Origin of the sequence: Streptomyces sp. NPDC093261, assembly GCF_044753645.1 — a bacterium.
In the GTDB taxonomy this organism is placed as follows: domain Bacteria; phylum Actinomycetota; class Actinomycetes; order Streptomycetales; family Streptomycetaceae; genus Streptomyces.
This window is the reverse complement of record NZ_JBIVNO010000005.1, coordinates 178114-196713: the sequence shown is the minus strand read 5'-3', so window position 1 is coordinate 196713 and position 18600 is coordinate 178114. Positions and strand designations below refer to the sequence as shown.

14 protein-coding genes and 1 pseudogene are annotated in these 18600 nt (G+C 70.1%); 11 read left to right on the top strand and 4 right to left on the bottom strand.

Annotated features, from left to right (window positions below):
* Positions 1 to 35: 35 nt before the first annotated feature.
* The 5 genes from ACIP94_RS14920 (at position 36) to ACIP94_RS14900 (ending at position 7142) form a co-directional block, all read left to right on the top strand.
* Positions 36 to 428 (top strand): BlaI/MecI/CopY family transcriptional regulator, encoded by a 393-nt coding sequence (locus ACIP94_RS14920; RefSeq protein ID WP_263214202.1) that lies wholly within the window; start codon positions 36 to 38, stop codon positions 426 to 428.
* A 26-nt stretch (positions 429 to 454) separates the two neighbouring features.
* On the top strand, positions 455 to 1351 hold the full coding sequence (locus ACIP94_RS14915; protein ID WP_402424704.1) for a M48 family metalloprotease: 897 nt from the start codon (positions 455 to 457) through the stop codon (positions 1349 to 1351).
* A gap of 77 nt (positions 1352 to 1428) precedes the next feature.
* The gene (locus tag ACIP94_RS14910; RefSeq protein WP_402424702.1) at positions 1429 to 2550 is read left to right on the top strand and encodes an MFS transporter; all 1122 of its coding nucleotides are present in this window, start codon (positions 1429 to 1431) and stop codon (positions 2548 to 2550) included.
* Positions 2551 to 2720: 170 nt separating this feature from the next.
* Positions 2721 to 4295: a neuraminidase (sialidase) gene (locus tag ACIP94_RS14905; RefSeq protein ID WP_402424699.1), complete on the top strand. Its 1575-nt coding sequence runs from the start codon at positions 2721 to 2723 to the stop codon at positions 4293 to 4295.
* Between the two features lie 171 nt (positions 4296 to 4466).
* Positions 4467 to 7142: a WD40/YVTN/BNR-like repeat-containing protein gene (locus ACIP94_RS14900; protein ID WP_402424696.1), complete on the top strand. Its 2676-nt coding sequence runs from the start codon at positions 4467 to 4469 to the stop codon at positions 7140 to 7142.
* 80 nt (positions 7143 to 7222) lie between these two features.
* Here ACIP94_RS14900 and ACIP94_RS14895 read toward each other — a convergent pair whose 3' ends face one another.
* The 3 genes from ACIP94_RS14895 to ACIP94_RS14885 form a co-directional block, all read right to left on the bottom strand.
* A complete protein-coding gene (locus tag ACIP94_RS14895; RefSeq protein WP_402424693.1) occupies positions 7223 to 7462 on the bottom strand; it encodes a hypothetical protein in 240 nt (79 codons plus the stop codon).
* A gap of 504 nt (positions 7463 to 7966) precedes the next feature.
* Positions 7967 to 9844 carry an exo-alpha-sialidase gene (locus ACIP94_RS14890; RefSeq protein ID WP_402424690.1) on the bottom strand — a complete coding sequence of 626 codons (1878 nt, stop codon included), beginning with the start codon at positions 9842 to 9844 and terminating at the stop codon, positions 7967 to 7969.
* 159 nt (positions 9845 to 10003) lie between these two features.
* Positions 10004 to 12388, bottom strand: a complete 2385-nt coding sequence (locus ACIP94_RS14885; protein ID WP_402424687.1) for a hypothetical protein — start codon at positions 12386 to 12388, stop codon at positions 10004 to 10006.
* Between the two features lie 327 nt (positions 12389 to 12715).
* Between ACIP94_RS14885 and ACIP94_RS14880 the strand changes: the two genes are divergently transcribed.
* The 6 genes from ACIP94_RS14880 (at position 12716) to ACIP94_RS14855 (ending at position 17299) form a co-directional block, all read left to right on the top strand.
* Complete coding sequence (locus ACIP94_RS14880; RefSeq protein ID WP_402424684.1) at positions 12716 to 13219, top strand: hypothetical protein; 504 nt, start codon at positions 12716 to 12718, stop codon at positions 13217 to 13219.
* A gap of 636 nt (positions 13220 to 13855) precedes the next feature.
* Positions 13856 to 14674, top strand: a complete 819-nt coding sequence (locus ACIP94_RS14875) for a hypothetical protein (protein WP_402424681.1) — start codon at positions 13856 to 13858, stop codon at positions 14672 to 14674.
* A 207-nt stretch (positions 14675 to 14881) separates the two neighbouring features.
* The gene (gene crcB / locus ACIP94_RS14870) at positions 14882 to 15367 is read left to right on the top strand and encodes a fluoride efflux transporter CrcB (protein WP_402424678.1); all 486 of its coding nucleotides are present in this window, start codon (positions 14882 to 14884) and stop codon (positions 15365 to 15367) included.
* Positions 15364 to 15711, top strand: a complete 348-nt coding sequence (locus ACIP94_RS14865; RefSeq protein ID WP_402424675.1) for a DUF190 domain-containing protein — start codon at positions 15364 to 15366, stop codon at positions 15709 to 15711. The genes crcB (ACIP94_RS14870) and ACIP94_RS14865 overlap by 4 nt, the downstream gene beginning before the upstream one ends.
* The gene (gene crcB, locus ACIP94_RS14860; protein WP_402424672.1) at positions 15708 to 16082 is read left to right on the top strand and encodes a fluoride efflux transporter CrcB; all 375 of its coding nucleotides are present in this window, start codon (positions 15708 to 15710) and stop codon (positions 16080 to 16082) included. Before ACIP94_RS14865 ends, crcB (ACIP94_RS14860) begins: the two co-directional genes overlap by 4 nt.
* Positions 16079 to 17299, top strand: a complete 1221-nt coding sequence (locus ACIP94_RS14855; RefSeq protein ID WP_402424669.1) for an MFS transporter — start codon at positions 16079 to 16081, stop codon at positions 17297 to 17299. The genes crcB (ACIP94_RS14860) and ACIP94_RS14855 overlap by 4 nt, the downstream gene beginning before the upstream one ends.
* A gap of 12 nt (positions 17300 to 17311) precedes the next feature.
* Here the strand turns inward: ACIP94_RS14855 and eno are convergent.
* A pseudogene (gene eno / locus ACIP94_RS14850) lies at positions 17312 to 18588 on the bottom strand (phosphopyruvate hydratase).
* Positions 18589 to 18600: the final 12 nt, after the last annotated feature.

Genomic DNA, 18600 nt, shown 5'->3' with positions numbered 1-18600 from the left:
GACGGACGGCGGACGGGAAGGAAAGGGAGCTGACCATGCCGAGCCCACGCGATCGGGCCGACGCTGTGGAGGCGGGTGCCCGGCGTCCGGCCGGGGCGCTGGAGGCGGAGATCATGGCCGCGCTGTGGGCCGGCGACGGGCCGATGACCGCCGCTGAGGTTCACCAGCAGCTCGGCGACGGTCTGGTCTACAAGACCGTGCTGACCGTACTCGGCCGCCTCCGCGCAAAGGGCCTGGTGGATCGAGAGCCCGTGGGCCGCGCGTACGCCTATACACCCAGCCGGGCCGCGGCCGAGGTGGCCGCCCAGGAGATGAACGCCGCCCTGCGCCGCACCGGCCACCGCGCCGAGGTGCTCCAGCACTTCGTGGACACCCTGGACGCCGACCAGCAGACCGCCCTGCGCGCCCTGCTCGACTCCACCGACTGAGCGGGTCCGGAAAGGCGACGACGTTCGTGTACCTGACCGTGTACCTCCTGCTTCTGGCGCCCGCCGTGCTGGCTGCCGTCGGCCCTCGTCTGACCCGGCAGCTCGCACCGGCTGCCGCGGCCCGCATGCTGGCGGCCATCTCGGCGGTGGCGGCGCTGTCCACGGTCTGGGGTCTGCTGGTCCTGGCGGCCGGTGGCCTGGGCCGCATCGGCGAGGTCATCGCCTATACACGTCCCGACCCCGCCGCGCTCGCCGCCGCCGACCCGGTGCCGCGCACGCTCGGGGTGCTGGCTGCCGCTCTGCTGTCCTGCGGCCTGTCCAGGCTTGCGCGCACTGTGTGGCGGCGCCGCCGTGAGATGCGGGCACTGGCCGGTCTGCGGCGCCTGCCTGCGGCCGGAGACCTGATCGTGCTGGCCGACGACCAGCCGGACGCCTACGCCCTGCCCGGCCGGCCCCGGCGGATCGTGGTCACCTCCGGCATGCTGCGTGCGCTGCCTGTCGACGAACGGGCGGTGCTGCTGGCACACGAGCATGCCCACCTGGCTCACCGACACCACCATTACGCGGCCCTGGGCGAGATGGCCTCTGCGCTCAACCCCATCCTGAGGCGTCTGCGCGGCGAACTCGGCTTCGCACTGGAGCGTTGGGCCGACGAGGACGCCGCCCACGCGGTGGCCAGCCGGCCGCTCGCGGCCCGTTCGCTGGCCCGAGCCGCCCTCGCCGGCACCGGCCGGGGACCCGCCACGGCGCTGGCTTACCTGCGCCACCAGGTGACCGAGCGGGTCCGTGCCCTGCAGGGCGCTCGCCCGGAAAGCCGCCGAAGCGCCGCGCTGCTGGCCGCGTCCCTGGTCACCGCGACGGCACTCGCGCTGGCCGACGCCACCTCGGCGCTCGGCCGGTTCCTGGAGATCTTGCACCCGTGAACGGGACCCCAACGCCAACGCGTTCATCGGCAGCACGTCCGGCGTGGCTGACCCACAACGTGAAAGTGCTGTGCGGGGTGTCCTTCCTCCAGGACGCCGCCAGTGAGCTCCTCTATCCGATCCTGCCGATCTTCCTGACCACCGTGCTCGGCGCCCCGCCCGCCGTGGTCGGCGCGATCGAGGGCCTTGCCGAGGGCGCCGCGTCGGTCACCAAGGTCGCCTCGGGGCGCCTAGCCGACCGATTCGCCCGTCGGCCGCTGATCGGCGCCGGATACGGGCTGGCCGCCCTGGGGAAGCTGCTCATCGCCCTTGCCACCGTGTGGCCGTTGGTGCTGGTGGCGCGGGTGGTCGACCGGCTGGGCAAGGGGGTGCGGGGCGCACCGCGCGATGCTCTGCTCGTCGCCGGTGTTCCCCAGGGACAGCGCGGCAGGGTGTTCGGGCTGCACCGGGCGGCCGACACCGCTGGCGCCGTGGTCGGCCCGCTGGCGGGTCTCGCGCTGTACGAGGGCCTCGACCACCGCCTGCGACCGTTGTTCTGGGTCGCGGTGATCCCGGCCGTCGCCTCGGTGGCCCTGGTCGCCGTCGTCCGTGATCCGGGCCGGACAGGTGGTGCTTCTACGAAGGCCGTACGAGCCCGGTGGCGGTCCCTGCCCCGCCCCTACTGGCGTGTCCTGGCCGTACTGTTCGCCTTCAATCTGATCAATTTTCCCGACGCGCTGCTCCTGCTGCGCGCCCACGAGCTGGGCTTGTCCACGGCCGGGGTCGTCGGCGCGTACGCGGTCTACAACCTCGCCTACGCCGCCCTGTCCTACCCTGCCGGAGCCCTCTCCGACCGGCTGCCACGCCCGCTGGTGTTCGCGGCGGGCCTGGTCTTCTTCGCCGTCGGATATCTGGGCCTCGGTCTCATCCATGCGCCCTGGCTGGTCTTCGTCGTCCTGCCTCTGTACGGCGGATTCGCCGCCTGCACCGACGGGGTCGGCAAAGCCTGGGTCTCCAGCCTCGTCCCCGACCGCCAGCAGGGCACGGCCCAGGGCCTCTATCAGGGGATCACCGGCGCCGCCGTCCTCCTGGCCGGGCTGTGGGCCGGGCTTGCCTGGGGCTCCGACGGGCATGTCCCGCTGCTGGTGTCCGGCGCCATTGCCCTTGCTCTGGCGGCCGTCCTGCCCGTCCTCGGCCGCTCCCGGCAGGCCAACGGCTGACCGACCCCGGTAAACGATTATTGACGTGTCCTTGACTACTTCCTCCAACTCCGGTCACACAGCGCGGGGCTAGGCTCCCCAGGCGACTCATGTCCCGGCAACCCCGGGACCAGTACCTGCGCCAGCACAGCCCAAGGCAGACCGTCATTCGGGGAGTTGGGGGAATCGCCATGCGCACACGTACAAGAGCGTCTTTCGTAGCCACCGCTGCTGCGTTTCTGCTCGTCGCCGCAGTGGGCAGTTCTGCGGCCTCGGGTGGTCGCCAGCCAGTCCATCTGGTCTCACCCACCGACCCTTACGCCGCCTGCGACATCAGCGGCGACGGGACCGGCACCAACTACCTGTCCGCCGAGGACGAGCCGTACGTCACCGTCTCCCCGGCGGATCCGCGCAACGCGGTCGGGATCTTCCAGCAGGACCGCTGGTCCAACGGCGGAGCCCGGGGCCTGACCGCCACGTACACGCACGACGGGCGGCATTTCACCGAGACCCCGCTGCCGTTCTCGCACTGCGCGCCGGGCGGCCTCAGCTATCAGCGAGCCTCTGATGGCTGGGTGAGCACGGGGCCCGACGGCACCGTCTACGCCAGCGGTCTGGTGTTCGACACCACCGACGCGCGCAACGGGGTGGCCGCCTCGACGTCGTACGACGGCGGACGCACCTGGACCCACACGGTCCCGTTGATCGACGACACACAGGCCGAGTTCACGGACGACAAGAACGCGGTCACCGCCGACCCCGTTCACCCCGGCGTCGCCTACCAGGTCTGGGACCGCATCGACGAGGACGACTCCGCCAAGGTCTACGACGGGCCCGCCTACATCTCCACCACCCGCGACGGCGGCCGGCACTGGTCCAAGGCGCGCCCGTTCGTGGACACCTCGGTCGTTCCGCACTCGCAGACCATCGGCAACGTCATCGTCGTCGACCCGCGCACCGACACCCTCTACGACGTCTTCGACTGGCAGACGTACGACATCGACTACAGCACCGGCACGTTCACGCCCACCGACCTGCACTTCGCCGTGGTCAAGTCGACCGACCAGGGCCGCACGTGGAGCAAGCCGGTCACCATCGCCAAGGACACGTCCGTACCCGAAGTCGATCCCAATGCCCCCACGGACGCGACCAAGTCCCTGCGCGCGGGTGGCGACCTGCCGAATGTCGCCATCGATCGGCACACAGGGGAGTTGTATGTCGCCTACGAGGGCTCGGACTTCAGCGGCGGCGCCTACAACTCCGTGGAACTGACCCACTCCACCGACGGTGGCCGGACCTGGTCGACGCCAACGAGGGTCAACCGGGTCGCTTCCGCGCCCGCCTTCACGCCCTCCATCAGCGTGGACGCACGCGGCACGGTCGCGCTCACCTACTACGACCTGCGCTACCTCACCGCCGGGAACACCACCACCCTGCCCACCGCCGCCTGGCTGCTCACCTTCCCGCCTGGAGCCGAGAACCGCGCTACCGAGCGTCGCATCTCCCGCGTCTTCGACTGGCTCCAGGCCCCTTACGCCCGGGGGCACTTCCTCGGCGACTACGAGGGCCTCGCTACTGACGGCCGCTTCGCCGTTCGGCCCCTGTTCGTGGAGACCACTGACAACGCGCCACAGAACTCCACGGACGCCTACAGCGGGCTGTTCCACACCGGCAGGGACTACGGTCCCTTTGCTGCGGCCACGGCTACGGCTGCGCCGGGAGTGGCGGGACACTTGGGAGCTCGGCCGCACCGGGTCGTCCGGTGATCGAAGCCCCTCCTAGAGGGATACGGCTGAATCAACTTCGGGTTCATGTGAGGCGGAAGGTAAACAACCCACCATTTTTCCTGTGAGCCCTTTGTGTGACTGTTGTGGTCACGCCAAGATCCCCTCTGCGCCCGGGACACCCCCATGCTCCCGGCGCAGGGAGGAGCGGGCATGTTGCCCCCGAAGCACCAGCGACGGTTCATAACCTGCACCGTCGTAGCGGCCGCGTTCGGACTGGTATGCACCCAGTCGTACGCGGCGCCCAACAACGCAAAACCCCGCCCCTGGCAGGCACGCCACCAGGCCGCCATCGGCCGGCAGCACATCAAGGCAGTGCACGCGGGGCACGGCGTGTCCGCGTTCGCCGCGGAAGGCGGCGATGACGACGGGGCCGACGAGGCGGAGAACTCCGCCGAGGCGACCGCCCAGTTCACCGAGGCCCGTACCGCGCCCGGCGTGGTCGCGCCCGGCGCCTACGGGGCGGCCTGGCAGCAGCTGCAGTCGATGAGGCACACGAGCGGCAGCTGGGACCACGTCACCAAGAAGGCGTACAACGCCGACGACCCCCGCTACCGCGATGTGAACTCCAACTCCAGCGGCGGCGCGGGCGATGTCACGGGCCGGATCACCGGCATCGCGGCCGACGACCACGGTGACGTGTACGCGGGCGGCGCGAACGGCGGGGTCTTCCGGTCCACCACCGGCGGCGGGCACTGGAAGCCGATCTCCGACAAGCTGCCGTCCCTGTCGACGGGCACCCTCTCGCTGGACGGGCAGAACCGGCTCTGGTACGCCACGGGCGAGTCCAACACGGGGGCGACGTCCTTCGTCGGCACGGGCGTGTACGTCCTGAAGGACCCGCGCCACGGCCAGTTCCAGCCCGGCGACCGCGTGGGCGGTGCCGAGCTGGAGTCCACCGTCATCCACGCCCTGCGCTTCGCCGGCACCACGGTGTGGGCGGCCACCAGCACCGGCGTCTGGTCGCACTCCACGACCACCCTGTCCGGCCCCTGGAAGCACGAGTTCGCCCCCAACCCGGACTACCTGCCGGGCGGTTCGAAGGCGGACGACCCCAGCGCGCCGTACAAGAACATCGCCAACGACATCGCCATCGACCCGAAGGACCCCTCCAAGGTTCTCCTCGCGGTCGGCTGGCGCGGCGGCGACACCTACAACGGCCTGTACGCGAAGGCGGACGACGGCAGCTGGAAGCCGGTCAGCGGCCTCGGTGACCTGCCCACCAGCAGCGCCGACGTCGGCAACGTGACGTTCGCCGCGGCGGCCGACGGCTCGCGCCTGTACGCCATCGACCAGTCGCCGGCGCAGATGGCCGCCAACCCGGACAGCGGGCTGAAGGGCGTGTACGTGTCGAAGAGCGGCTCGCCGTTCGGGCCGTGGACGCTGATCGCGGACTACACCAAGCTGAAGGCGTCCGGCTCCGCGCTGCAGAGCGCGGGCTACATGCCGGGCATCCAGTCCTGGTACAACCAGTTCCTCCAGGTCGACCCGGCCAACGCCGACCACGTCTACCTCGGCCTGGAAGAGGTCTTCGAGACCAAGAACGGCGGTCAGAGCTGGACGGTGCCCGGTCCGTACTGGAACTTCCCCTTCCCCTGCTGGAGCATCGACCCGGCGAAGCAGACCGGCGATTGCTCGCCCACGACCCACTCCGACCAGCACGCGGTCGCGATCGGCAGCTACAAGGGCAAGACCTGGGCGTACGTGGGCAACGACGGCGGCATCTACCGCCGCCCGCTCAACGGCGCCGTCGACTCCGGCGGTCACGCAAAGGACTGGCAGTCCCTGAGCGACGGCACCCTCGACACCCTTCAGTACTACTCCGTGGGCGTCGGCAAGGACCTCACCAACGGCGGCGTCTCCGTCACCGGCGGCCTGCAGGACAACGGCCAGTCGATCCTGCGCGGCCACGACAAGGTCATGGGCTCGAACTTCGGCGGTGACGGCGGCGACACCATCGCCGACCCCGCCAACGGCTGCAACATCGCCGCCGAGTACGTGTACCTGGACATGTGGGTCACGCAGAACTGTGGTGTCAACGACGGTTCCTGGTCGACCGACCCGTCCAAGGCCACCGAGTACGAGGTCGCCCCGCCCGACAAGGACCAGGGCGGCGCGGGCGCCCGCTTCATCGCCCCGATCACCGCCGACGCCAAGGACACCAACACCTGGGTGGCCGGCGGCCGGCACGTGTGGATCAACACCAAGGGCTTCGCTATCCGCTCCGGCAAGGAGTGGACCAGCGCCTACGACCTCGGCGCCGGCCACGTGGCCACTGCCGTCGCGTCTTCGGGTGGCACCGTGTACGTCGGCTGGTGCGGGCCCTGCAACAACCAGGGCTTCACCCGGGGCATCGCGGTCGGCAACGCCGACGGCACCGGATGGCACCAGCTCAACCTCCCGGTCGACGGCACGATCCCGAACCGCTACGTCTCCGGCTTCGAGATCGACCCGGCCAACGCCCAGCACGTGTACGTGGCGATCAACGGCTTCTCCCGCCGCTTCACCGAGGGCCCGGGCGCGGGCGTGGGCCACGTCTTCGAGTCCAAGGACGGCGGCGCGAGCTGGACGGACATCTCCGCCAACCTGCCCGACGTCCCCGCCGACACGGTCAAGCTCCTCCCGAACGGCGGCATCGCCCTCGGCACCGACCTGGCCACCTTCTACCGCCCCGCCGGCGCCACCAACTGGCTGGTCCTGGGCCACAACCTGCCCACCACGGCCGTCATGCAGCTGCGCCTCGGCCCCGACGGCAAGCTGTACGCCGCCACGCACGGGCGCGGCATCTGGTCCTTCGACGTACGGCGCCTCAAGGGCCGTAAGGACTGATCGCCACCCGTACGCTGCGTAGCACGACGACGGCCGGTGCGGCCCCGCTCATGGGGCCCACCGGCCGTCCGGCGTTCGGGTCACTGCACCGGATATGCCGCCACACTCAGCTGGAGCGTGAAGAGCGGCGCGCCCTCGGGACCCCAGGTCACGGACGCCGATCCGATGCGCGCGGCACGCACCGTGACCCGGGTGACGCCCTTGCCGTCGGTGGCGGAGGAGGTCACCAGAGCCAGCATCGGGTTGCTGCTGCGCGGCTGCGGCCAGGGGCCGTGGGCGCGGGGTTGCAGGACGACGGTCACGGTCGTGCCGGAGCGCACGCACAGGTGCTGGGTGGAGGCGTCCCCGGCGCCGTGGGTGATCGTGGCGGAGCTTGCCAGGCAGCCGGGCGACGCGGAGGCCGTAGGGCGGGGCTTGGCGGTGTCCCTGGGTGGTGACGACGGAGTCTCGGGAGGTGCTGTCGCCGATGGCGACGTGGAGGGCGAGGCTGGGTGGCTTGCCCTCCCTGTACTGCTTGGCGACGGCGTTGTGGCGCGCGGGTCGGCGGAAGAGCGCGGTGGCGTGGAGCCGGAGTGGGCGCTACTGCCGCTGCTTCCGCAGGCGGTCAGCAGGCAGGCGACCGCAACGACGGCGGCCCCGAAGCACGACCCTCTGAGTACCGGCCTGCGTCTTTGCTGCTCCAGCGCCACAACTGCCTCCTCACGTCGCCGCACGCCACTGTGACGTCCGGGTCCGGCGCCCGGTTCCTGCGCCCATAGTCCCGTGCTCATACACAAAGGTGCGCCCCGGCGTCGTCGCCGGGGCGCACCATGTGTCTTCTCGGGTCACTGCCGGACCGGCAGCGGCCTGGTGAGATGCGGTGAGGGGACGGTCGCCGCGCCGTGGGTCGTGGAGCGGGCGCTGCCTCCGGTGACGGTGAGCGGGCCGGCGGTGTAGAGGGCCTCGTCGAAGGCTTGCCCGTTGGTCGGGGCCTTGCCGACAGCGAAGACGGAGACCGCCTTGCCACTGACGACGGAGGTGGAGATGTAGTCGCCGACCATGCTGCCCTGGGTGGACCCGGCGATCTGGGACAGGGACATGGGGCCGGCGACGGTGGCCGGGGTGCTCCAGGTGCTGCCGCCGTTGGCGGAGGAGATGTAGCCGCCCTCCAGTTGGCAGGTGGATGTGGTGCAGTTGGCGTTCGGGTAGAAGTAGTAGTAGAGGCCGATCTTCGCCGTCGTGCCGGAGGTGGCGGGGTCGATGCCGATGCCGGGGATGAAGTGGTCGACGCCGCTGGTGGTGGCGTCGATGGGGACCCGGGTCACAGCCGACCAGGTGGTGCCGTTGGTGGAGGTGGCGTAGACGATGTCGTTGGCCGGGCAGCCGGAGCGGAAGCGGCAGTCCTGCCAGGCGACGTAGATCTTGCCGGATCCGTCGATCTCAGCGGACGGCAGGCCCTCACCGTCGCGCAGGTTGCCGGCCACGCCGTGGCTGGTGACGTTGGCGATCAGTGTGCTGGAGGACCAGCTGGAGCCGCCGTTGGTGGAGTTGAAGGCGCGTACGGCGCTGCCGTTGGCGGAGTAGGGGACCACGACCGTGCCGTTCGGCTGGACGAGGGGCTGGCCGCCCAGGCCGCTCGGGCCTCCGGACGGTGCCACGGGCGCCGACCAGGTCGCGCCGCCGTCGGTGGAGCGGCTCATCACCACCGCGTTGCCCGAGGACGTGACGTCCACCTCGACGTAGCAGGTGCCGTAGTACGGGCTGGTGGCGGAGTCGTCGCAGACAATCCACTCCTTGTCGTAGCCCTGGCCGTCATTTCCGACCGCGATCACCGGGTTCTGCCAGCTCGTGCCGTTCGTGGAGCGGCTGACGCTGACACCGGCGCCGTTGACGTTGGAGTCGATGACCAGTCCGGCGACCATCCAGGTGCCGTGCTTGGCGTCGTAGGCGACGGCCGGGTCGGAGACGCGGGCCCAGGTGCCGCCCTGGTAGGTGGTGATGCCGGGGAGCATGCCGTGCTGCCAGGTGGTGCCGCCGTCGGTGGAGGTGTTCCAGCCGATGTCGGAGGAGCCGCCGTCGGTGAACCGGCCGACCTGCGAGGAGGCGACGATCGTGTTGCCGTAGGCGAAGGTGTCCGGTTCGAGCTCGGTGGCGTGCTGGCTGGAGGTGTTGGTGAAGGGGTCGGTGCTGACCTGGGTCAGGCCGGGCGGCGGGGTGGCGGTGGTGAAGGCGACGTCGTCGTAGAGGGTGTAGGTGGCGTCGCCCGCGTAGTTGTCGTCGTGGCTGACGAGTTTGAGGGTGTAGCTGTGCCCCGCGGTCACGGACGACGTGATCTGCTTCCAGCCCTGGCCGTTGGTGCAGGTCTTGGCCAGTGCGGTCGTCGTGGTGCCGGTCGTGGTGTCGGTCAGGGTGGCCGTGGCCCAGTCGTACGTGACCGTGTCGGGGCAGGTCACGCTGTACCAGAACGACAGCTGGGTGGTGCCGGTCGGCGCGGTAAAGGTCTGGGCGATCGAGGAGTCGCCGTTGGTGGGTGAGGTGCCGCCGACGCGGGCGGCGTAGTTGCCGCTGTGGGCACCGGAGTTGACCACGGACGTGGTTCCGGCGGCGGTCCAGCCGGTCAGGCTGCCGGACTCGAAGCCGCCGTTGGAGACGTCGGCCAGGGCCGGGTGAGATGCGAGAAGGAGGCCGCCTAAAGAGAGCAGGGCGGTGGTGGCGGTCGCCACGGATCTACGGAGAGCAGTGCGCGACATGAGGAGACCCCTTGTCGTCGATGGGGGTGTGCCCTCAAGCGAGGGCGTTCGAGGTGGGCGGACCACCGGCGCAGGCCCGCTGGTCCGCCCCGGGCACGACGTTTCAGGAACCGATCTCTGGCCCGACGCCGATCAGGACAGGGTCACGTCGTCGTAGCGGGTGTAGGTGGCGTCACCCGTGTAGTTGTCGTCGTGGCTGATGAGCGTGAGCGTGTAGCTGTGCCCGGCTGTGACCGAGGCGGTCTTCTGGATCCAGCCGGAGGAGGACACACAGGTCTTGGCCAGCACGGTGGTCGTGGTGCCGGTGGTGTTGTCCTTGAGCGTGGCCGTTGCCCAGTCGTAGGTGAGCGTGTCCGGGCAGGTCACGTTGTAGTAGAAGCCGAGCGTGCTGGTCCCGGACGGTGCCGTGAACGTCTGGACGATGGAGGAGTCGCCGTTGGTCGGCGACGTGCTGCCGACCCGGGCGGCGTACGTGCCGCTGTGCGCCCCGGAATTGACCACGGACGTGGTCCCGGCCGAGGTCCAGCCGGACAGGCTGCCCGTCTCGAAGCCTCCGTTGGTGATCCCACCGCCGCCGCTGCCCGAGGTGACGGTCAGCGTGTAGGTCGCCGTGTGGGTGGCGGAGGATCCCGTGCCGGTGACCGTGATGTTGTACGTCCCCGCCGGCGTCGACGACGCCGTGGCCACCGTCAGCGTCGACGAACCGCCCGCGGTCACCGAGGCCGGGTTGAAGCTTGCCGTCGCCCCGCTCGGCAGCCCGGATGCCGACAGGCTCACCGACTGCGCCGAACCGGAGGTCACGGCGGTCGAGACGGTGGTGTTCGCCGACGAGCCGGCGGCGACAGTGGACGAAGCCGGGCTGACGCCGATCGAGAAGTCGTTGCTCGCGGTGGAGCCGCAGTTGGGCAGGGTGAACGAGGCCAGCCTGGTGTGCCAGTTGAAGTTGCCGTTGGCGGGGATGTACTCGTTCGTGTACCAGAACGTGCAGTCGTCCGTCGGGTCCACGGACATCGAGGTGTAGTCGCCCCAGCGGCTGTACGTGGTCTGGGACCCACCACCAGTTATTGCGGTGACCTCGCCCTGCGTCATCGTGCCGAGCGTGTCGCCGGCCAGACGGCCGGTGTAGCGGATCGACGGGTGCACCGAGGAGGAGGACTGGGAGTAGCCGAGGGCGATGTTGCCGACCTTGTCCTCGGCGATCGAGCCCATCCAGCGGTAGGTGGAGTCGGGGGCGTACGTCCCCTGCTGGTACACGGTCGGGTTGCCGCCGGACAGGCGCAGCTCGTACCAGCGCACGCCCACGGAACTGCCCGCCGTCACCGCGTGATTGACCACGAGCGACTCGTGATCCCCGAAGTTGCGGTAGGCCAGGCGGAACATCAGCCGGTCGGACAGCGAGTCGAGCTGCTGACTGGTCCCGCTCTGCGGAATGCAGGTGCCCGAGCTGCCGCACGCGGTGGTGTACGACGCGACGGTCAGCGTCGACGGGCCGGTGAAGGTCGAGTTGGAGGTCGTCGTCCAGTCGACGTGGAACTTCCAGTAGGCCAGCGTCGTACTTGTGGTGCCCAGGCCCACCATCGTCTCCGGTTCCCCGGACGGTGGCGCGGTCGAGCCGTCCAGGTCCGCGCCGAGGAGGCCGCCGTAGGAGGACGAGGTGGTGAAGCACTGCTGGGTGGCGCTCGCGCCGGTGAGCATGGCCGACCGGTTCATGGCGCACGCCTCGGCGTTCAGGAAGCTGCCGGAGGCGGTGAACATGTTGTAGGTGACGTAGTACGCGTCCGGCCACACCGACAGCTTCGGGTAGTCCGGGAAGTTCGAGTACTGGAACGAGTAGCGGTAGTAGCTGCCCGTCGCGTCCGAACTGCTGGAGACGGCCACGCACTCGTAGTAGGGGCCCGAGGACGACGACACGTTCGCGAACTGCGTCACCACCCAGCGACTGGCCAGGGTGTCCCAGCGGACCACCGCGTCACCGTCGTTGGTGGACTGGCAGGAGCCGCCGAACCCGGACCAGAGAGTGCTGGTGTCGGTCGGGGCGAGGACGGTGGCCCCGGACTTGGAGTACACCGCGTAGGCGGTGTTCACGGTCTCCACGATCTGGCTGGAGCCGACCGCGGCGTTCGGGTCCGGCGGGACACCGGTGATCGAGTAGTTTCCGGCGCCGATGCCCTCGAAGTTCGTGCCCGTCGACGGGGCGGACGGCCCGCCGGGGCTGGACTGCACGACCGGGTCCGGGATGTGGGACGCGGGCGGGTGCGGGAGGCGCGCCTCGCCGGGGTCGTCGTCCTGCTGCTTCTTGCCGTGGTGGCCATGGTGGGCGTGGGCGGCCATGGAGCGCAGGGTGGGGGAGGTGTCGTGGCGGACGGCGGGTCCGGTGTCGGCCGAGTGGTGGGCCGCCGGGGTGTGGGGTGCGGGGTCGGCCTGGGCCGCAGGGGCGGCGAGCCAGAGTGCGGGGACTGCGGTCAGGATCGCGGTGAGCGCGGCTATGCGGCCGCGTCTGCGTCTGGATCGGGACACGGAACATCCTTTCGGCCAGCCGGAGACGCCCGGCATGCGGGGAGAAGAAGGACGTTCACGCCGAGGGAGCGCGTGTTCGCAATCCGGGATGGTTGCACCGGACATGTCACGCAACAAGAGGGATACGGCCTGCGTGGCGCGAAGCAACCGAGAATTTACAGACTTCAGCCAACTCACAGTAAAAACACAGGGTTTCCCCTGTATCGGCACAAGGGATTTCCCTGTATCGCCCGTAGCGGGAGCGAGAATCCCTGCCGGATCACGGAACGGATCCAGCCTCAGCCGCGTCCCACCGCCGGACTCTCCCGACTCCACCCTGGGGGCATCGTGAGACACCACCGCACCGGCGCCCGTTCAGTCGCCGCGCTCGCCCTCATGGTTTCAGCCGCCGCCTGCGCATCCGGCACCGGGGCCACCGCGCCCGCCAAGAACAGCCCCTCGGCCCACGCCTCGACCCGGTCGTCCCACGGGACTCCGACCGCCGCAGGCCCATCCGCCTCCCGCTCCACCCGACCGTGCCTCAGCGGCACCGTCACGGTTCTGTACCCGCCGGCCGACAATCCCCTGCGTACCGCCTGTCTGCAGGTCGGCACGACGATCCGTCTCACCCTCAAGTCGTCGGCCAACTACGGCTGGGCACCGGTCAGGAGCTCCAACCCGAACACCGTCACGTTGCTCGACGACCACACCGCATCCGACGGCACTCGGTCCGCCACCGCGCGCGCCGCCTCTGCGGGGACCGCGACGCTCAGCTCGGCCGACACCTACACGCCCGACCCGCACGGTCCGCCCTCGAGGGCCTGGCAACTGACCCTCACCGTGGTCCAGTGACAGTCGTGCGCTACGACGGTTCGACGTGGACCAGCAGCCGCCAGAGCCGCGTCTGCGGCCCGAACCGATCTCCGCGAAACGACGACGTCGATCGCAGCTCCGCCTCACCGACACCCGCAGCCCTGACCGTGGCCCGTACGGTTCCGTCCGTCGTTTCCGCCGCGGTCACCGTCAAGGGCCCTGCGACCACCTCGACCGGCGTCCACCCGTATGCGGGTGACCCACGCAAGGTGATGTGGACCTCGTCACCCATGCGGACATGCAGCGGCGGTTCCGGCGGGTCCCCGGGGCGGTGGACCACCTCCACCTGCCTTGCCTCGTCGCGTGCCACGTCACGAAAACTAGCGGCACTGCTCTGTCACATGAAGGCCAGGGTCCGGAGGGCGTTGGGTGCCGGAGCGGTTCCTGGTAGAGGGCTTCTCGGCGTCAACGGCATGACATGCGTGCTGCAGGCGTCCCTGGTCTACGAGCCGGCACAGCAAGGCCCCTGCCTGTTCGGCTGAAGGAGCGAACGGCTGCCCTGTTCGGCCCTGAACACATGGCTGTAGTGCGTACCCCGCGCGAGTCTGTCCGAGAGACTCGTTCTCTCCCGATACGCCCGGTTGTGCGTCATGCCGGCTGCGGATAGGAGCTTCGGTGAGCAAGGTCCCCGTGAGTAAACTGCCGACGGTCGGCGTGCTCTTCTGGACGATCAAGATCGTGGCGACCACCCTGGGTGAGTCGGTGTCGAACTTCGTGTCGATGGCGCCTCTGGACCTTGGCTATGCCACCGGCGCGATCATCTTCCTGGCGGCCTTCGCGGTCACACTGGCGATGCAGCTGAGGTCCGACCGGTTCCGGCCGGTGGTGTTCTGGTCGGTGATCCTGACGACCAGCATCGTGGGCACCGCGATGTCGGACTTCATGAACCGCACCGCCGGTCTGGGGTATGCCGGCGGTGCAACCGTGCTGACGACCCTGCTCGTGCTCGTACTGATCGGGTGGCGGGCGACCGGCCAGACCATGGACGTGGAACGGATCGCCACCACCAAGGGGGAGATCCTCTATTGGACCGCGACCCTCGTGTCCAACACGCTGGGCACTTCCAGCGGTGACTTCCTCTCCGACGGCCTGGGCATCGGTTTCCGCGACAGCGCCCTGGTGCTGGGCGGGGCGATGCTGCTGATCCTCGCCGCCCACTACCTCTCACCGATCTCGGGCACGGTGCTGTTCTGGGCTGCCTACGTCCTCACCCGGCCCCTCGGAGCGGTCGCGGAGAACGCCGTGGAAAAACCCGTGGCGCAGGGCGGCCTCGGGGTGGGGACCACCATCACCTCCGGCGCCCTGCTCGCTGTGCTGGCGGCCCTGGTGGTCTACCAGCAGCTCACTCACCAAGGGCAAGCCATCACGCTGGACACTCTTCCCCGAGCCGAGGGCCAAGCCGATCAGCAGCCGGAGGCGGCTCCACGGCGGTGAAAGCCGGCTGATCGTCCAGGTGACGGACGCCAGGCCCCTGGTGATCCGGGGTGGCGCTACCCTGGTCGTCGGTTGTGATCTGTGATCGCGACGCGGCGGTGGGGCTCGCCGTACCCGAACCGCGGCATCGGTGCCGCCAACAGTCCCTACTTGCGATGGAGCGTGCCCGCATACCTGTGGGCTCCGGCGAGTAGGAGATGTACGTTCATGACAGCCCCGCGATCCACCACGACGAACGAGCCCACGGATCCCGACGTCGATCTGCGTGTGCCCGCTCAGCGGCGGCAGTCCTGGCGGGCGCAGGGGCCGATCGTGGCGGTGGTGGCGCTCGGCGGCGCAGTCGGGGCGTCGGCCAGGTACGGGGCGTCGTTGGTCTGGCCGGTCACGGCGGGCTCCTTCCCGTGGACGACGCTGTGGGTCAATGCTGTGGGCTGCGCGGTGATCGGCGTGTTCATGGTGCTGATCACGGACGTGTGGGCGGCGCACCGGCTCGTCCGGCCGTTCTTCGGAACCGGCGTCCTGGGCGGGTTCACGACGTTCTCCACGTACGCGGTGGACATTCAGAAGCTCGTGGACGGTGGTCATCCGCGGACCGGGCTTGCGTATCTCGCCGCGACGCTGTGCGCGGCGCTGGCGGCGGTATGGCTTGCGGCGACGGTGACGCGCCGCCTGGTGGCGTGGAGGCAGCGGTGACAAGGCTGACGGGCAGTGCCCTGCGAGTGACGATCTTCATCGGTGAGAACGACGTCTGGCACCACAAGCCGCTGTACAGCGAGATCGTGCACCGGGCGCACAAGGCCGGGCTGGCCGGCGCGTCGGTATTCAGGGGAGTGGAGGGCTTCGGCGCCTCTTCGCTGATCCACACCTCGCGGCTGCTCTCGCTGAGCGAGGATCTGCCGGTGGCGATCGTGATCGTCGACACCGAGGACCGGGTGCGGGACTTCCTGCCGCAGCTGGACGAACTGGTCGGGGAGGGGTTGGTGATCCTCGACGAATGCGAGGTCATCCGGTACGTGGGCAGGGAGAAGAAGGCGTGAACTGGCTGCTCGTCATCTGCGGCGCCATGGTCGGCGCTCCCATGCGGTATCTGACCGACCGGGCGGTGCAGAAACGGCACGACACGGTCTTCCCGTGGGGCACGTTCACCGTGAATGTGGTCGGCTGCCTGATCCTGGGCCTGCTGTCCGGGGCTGTGGCGGCCGGGGCCGCTTCGTCGCAGGTGCAGCTCCTGCTCGGTACCGGGCTGTGCGGGGCGCTGACGACGTACTCGACGTTCTCGTACGAGACGCTGCGCCTGGCGGAGGACGGGGCGAGGTTCTTCGCCGCCGCCAATGTCGTCGCCAGCGTGGTGGCAGGGCTGGGGGCGGCCTTCGTCGGGGTGTCGTTTGCGGAGGCGCTGTGGGCGTGAACCGGCCGGTGTCCGAGGAGAGGGAAGCGGAGCGGCCGTCGGCCCGCATGGGGCCGTGGCGGTTCGTGGTCTGGTTCGGCACGGTCAGCCTGCTCGCGGACTTCGTGTACGAGGGCGCCCGTTCGATCACCGGTCCGCTGCTGGCCTCGCTCGGCGCGTCCTCCCTGGTCGTCGGTGTGGTCACGGGCGCGGGGGAGGCGGCGGCGCTGGGGCTGCGGCTGGTCTCCGGGCCGATGGCGGACCGCACCCGCCGCTTCTGGGGGTTGGCCATCGCCGGGTACGCCCTGACGGTCGTCTCCGTGCCCCTGCTGGGCGCGGCCGGGGTGCTGTGGGCCGCGTGTGTACTGGTCATCGCGGAGCGGGTCGGCAAGGCGGTGCGTTCACCCGCGAAGGACACGCTGCTGTCGCATGCCACGGCCGCGACCGGGCGGGGCCGCGGCTTCGCCGTCCACGAAGCGCTGGACCAGATCGGCGCCCTGGTCGGCCCGCTGCTGGTGGCCGGTGTGCTGGCACTGACCGGGAACGACTACGGCCCCGCGCTCGGCGTGCTCGCCGTTCCCGGCATCGCCGTACTGCTGCTGCTGTTCTGGCTGCGGGCCCGGGTGCCGGACCCGGAAGCCTACGAACGCGACGTGACGGCCGCAGCACCCACGACGCCGGATGCGCAGGACGGGCGTCTGCCGAGGGCGTTCTGGACCTACGCCGCCTTCACGGCGGCCACCACGACCGGGTTCGCGACCTTCGGCGTGCTCTCCTACCACCTGGTCGAGCGGCATCTGCTGACCGCGGCATGGGTGCCGGTGCTGTACGCGGCGGCGATGGCCGTGGACGCGGTCGCGGCGCTGGCCACGGGCTGGCTCTACGACCGGTGCGGTCCACGCGTGCTGGTCGCTCTGCCGGTGCTGACCGCGGCCGTGGTGGCGCTGGCGTTCACCAACACGATCGCGATCGCGGTGGCCGGTTCGCTGGTGTGGGGCGCGGCCATGGGCATCCAGGAGTCCACGCTGCGCGCCACGGTCGCCGACCTGGTGCCCAGCGGACGGCGGGCGACCGCTTACGGCCTGTTCGCCGGTGTCGTCGGCGCGGCGAGCCTGGCCGGCGGTGCCCTGACGGGCGGGCTGTACGGCTACTCGATCCCCGTCCTGATCACGGTGGTCGTCGCCATCCAGGTCCTCGCTGTGGTGCTGCTGGCCGTCACCCGAGTCGATCGGCGCTGAGACGCTGGCGCGTCATCGGCTCAGGCCGTAGGGCAGGGACGGATCGGCTGCGGCGATCTCGATCAGGCGGTTGTACTTGGCGACGCGCTCGCCGCGCGCGGGGGCGCCGGACTTGATCTGCCCGCAGCCGACGCCGACGACCAGGTCGGCGATGAAGGCGTCCTCGGTCTCGCCGGAGCGGTGGGAGACCATCTGGGCGTAACCGGCCTCGCGGCTGACGCGAATGGCCTCCAGCGTCTCGGTGACGGTGCCGATCTGGTTGACCTTGATGAGGGAGGCGTTGGCGACCTTCTTCTCGATCGCCTCGGCGATGATGGCGGGGTTGGTGACGAACAGGTCGTCGCCGACCAGCTGGATGCGGGTGCCCAGGCGATCGGTCAGGCGGACCCAGCCGTCCCAGTCGTCCTCGCCGAGGCCGTCTTCGATGGACCAGATCGGGAAGCGGTCGATCAGTTCCTCGTAGCGGTCGATGAGCTGGTCGCTGGTCAGGGCCTCGCCCGCCACCGTATAGCGGCCGTCTGCAGCATTGCGGAACTCGATGGCGGCAGGATCGAGGGCGATGGCGACGCCGTCACGGCCGGGTGTGTACCCGGCGTCCGTGATTGCCTGGACCAGCGCCGTCAGTACGTCTTCGGGGCGGCCGATGTCGGGGGCGAAGCCGCCCTCGTCGCCCAGCCCGGTCGGGTGGCCCCCCTGCGCGAGGTGGGCCTTGAGCCTAGCCTGGCGTAGATCTCGGCGCCGGCGCGGATCGCTTCGGGCAGATTGGGGGCGCCGATGGGCGCGAGCATGAACTCCTGGAAGTCGAGGGCGTTGGCAGCGTGCGCGCCGCCGTTGACGACGTTGAAGTGCGGCACCGGCAGCACGGGTTGAGTGCCAGCTGTTGCGGCGAGGTACTGCCACAGTTCCTGCCCGCTCGCCACGGCCTGAGCACGGGTGGCAGCGAGCGAGACGCCGATGACGGCGTTGGCACCCAGGCGGGACTTGGCGTCCGTGCCGTCCAACTCGATCAGGACCGCGTCCACTTCGCGGAAGTCGGCGTAGGAGCGGCCGGTCAGCGCGTCCGCGATCTCGCCGTTGACGTGGCCGACAGCCTTGGTGACGCCCTGACCGCCGTAGCGCGCGGGATCGCCGTCGCGTAGTTCGACGGCTTCGCGCGTGCCGGTGGACGCGCCGGAAGGCACGCCGGCCCGAACCCGGAGTCCGTCGGCGGTTTCCAGGGTGACCGCGAGGGTGGGGCGCGCGCGGGAGTCGAGGATCTCGATGGCGTGCAGGCGGGCAATGCGCAGCATGCTGTCTCCTTC

Excerpts from the sequence above, each read along its gene's own strand:
- ACIP94_RS14920 (WP_263214202.1), top strand. The coding sequence starts at position 36 with ATGCCGAGCCCACGCGATCGGGCCGACGCTGTGGAGGCGGGTGCCCGG.
- ACIP94_RS14905 (WP_402424699.1), top strand. The coding sequence starts at position 2,721 with ATGCGCACACGTACAAGAGCGTCTTTCGTAGCCACCGCTGCTGCGTTT.
- ACIP94_RS14900 (WP_402424696.1), top strand. The coding sequence starts at position 4,467 with ATGTTGCCCCCGAAGCACCAGCGACGGTTCATAACCTGCACCGTCGTA.
- crcB (WP_402424678.1), top strand. The coding sequence starts at position 14,882 with ATGACAGCCCCGCGATCCACCACGACGAACGAGCCCACGGATCCCGAC.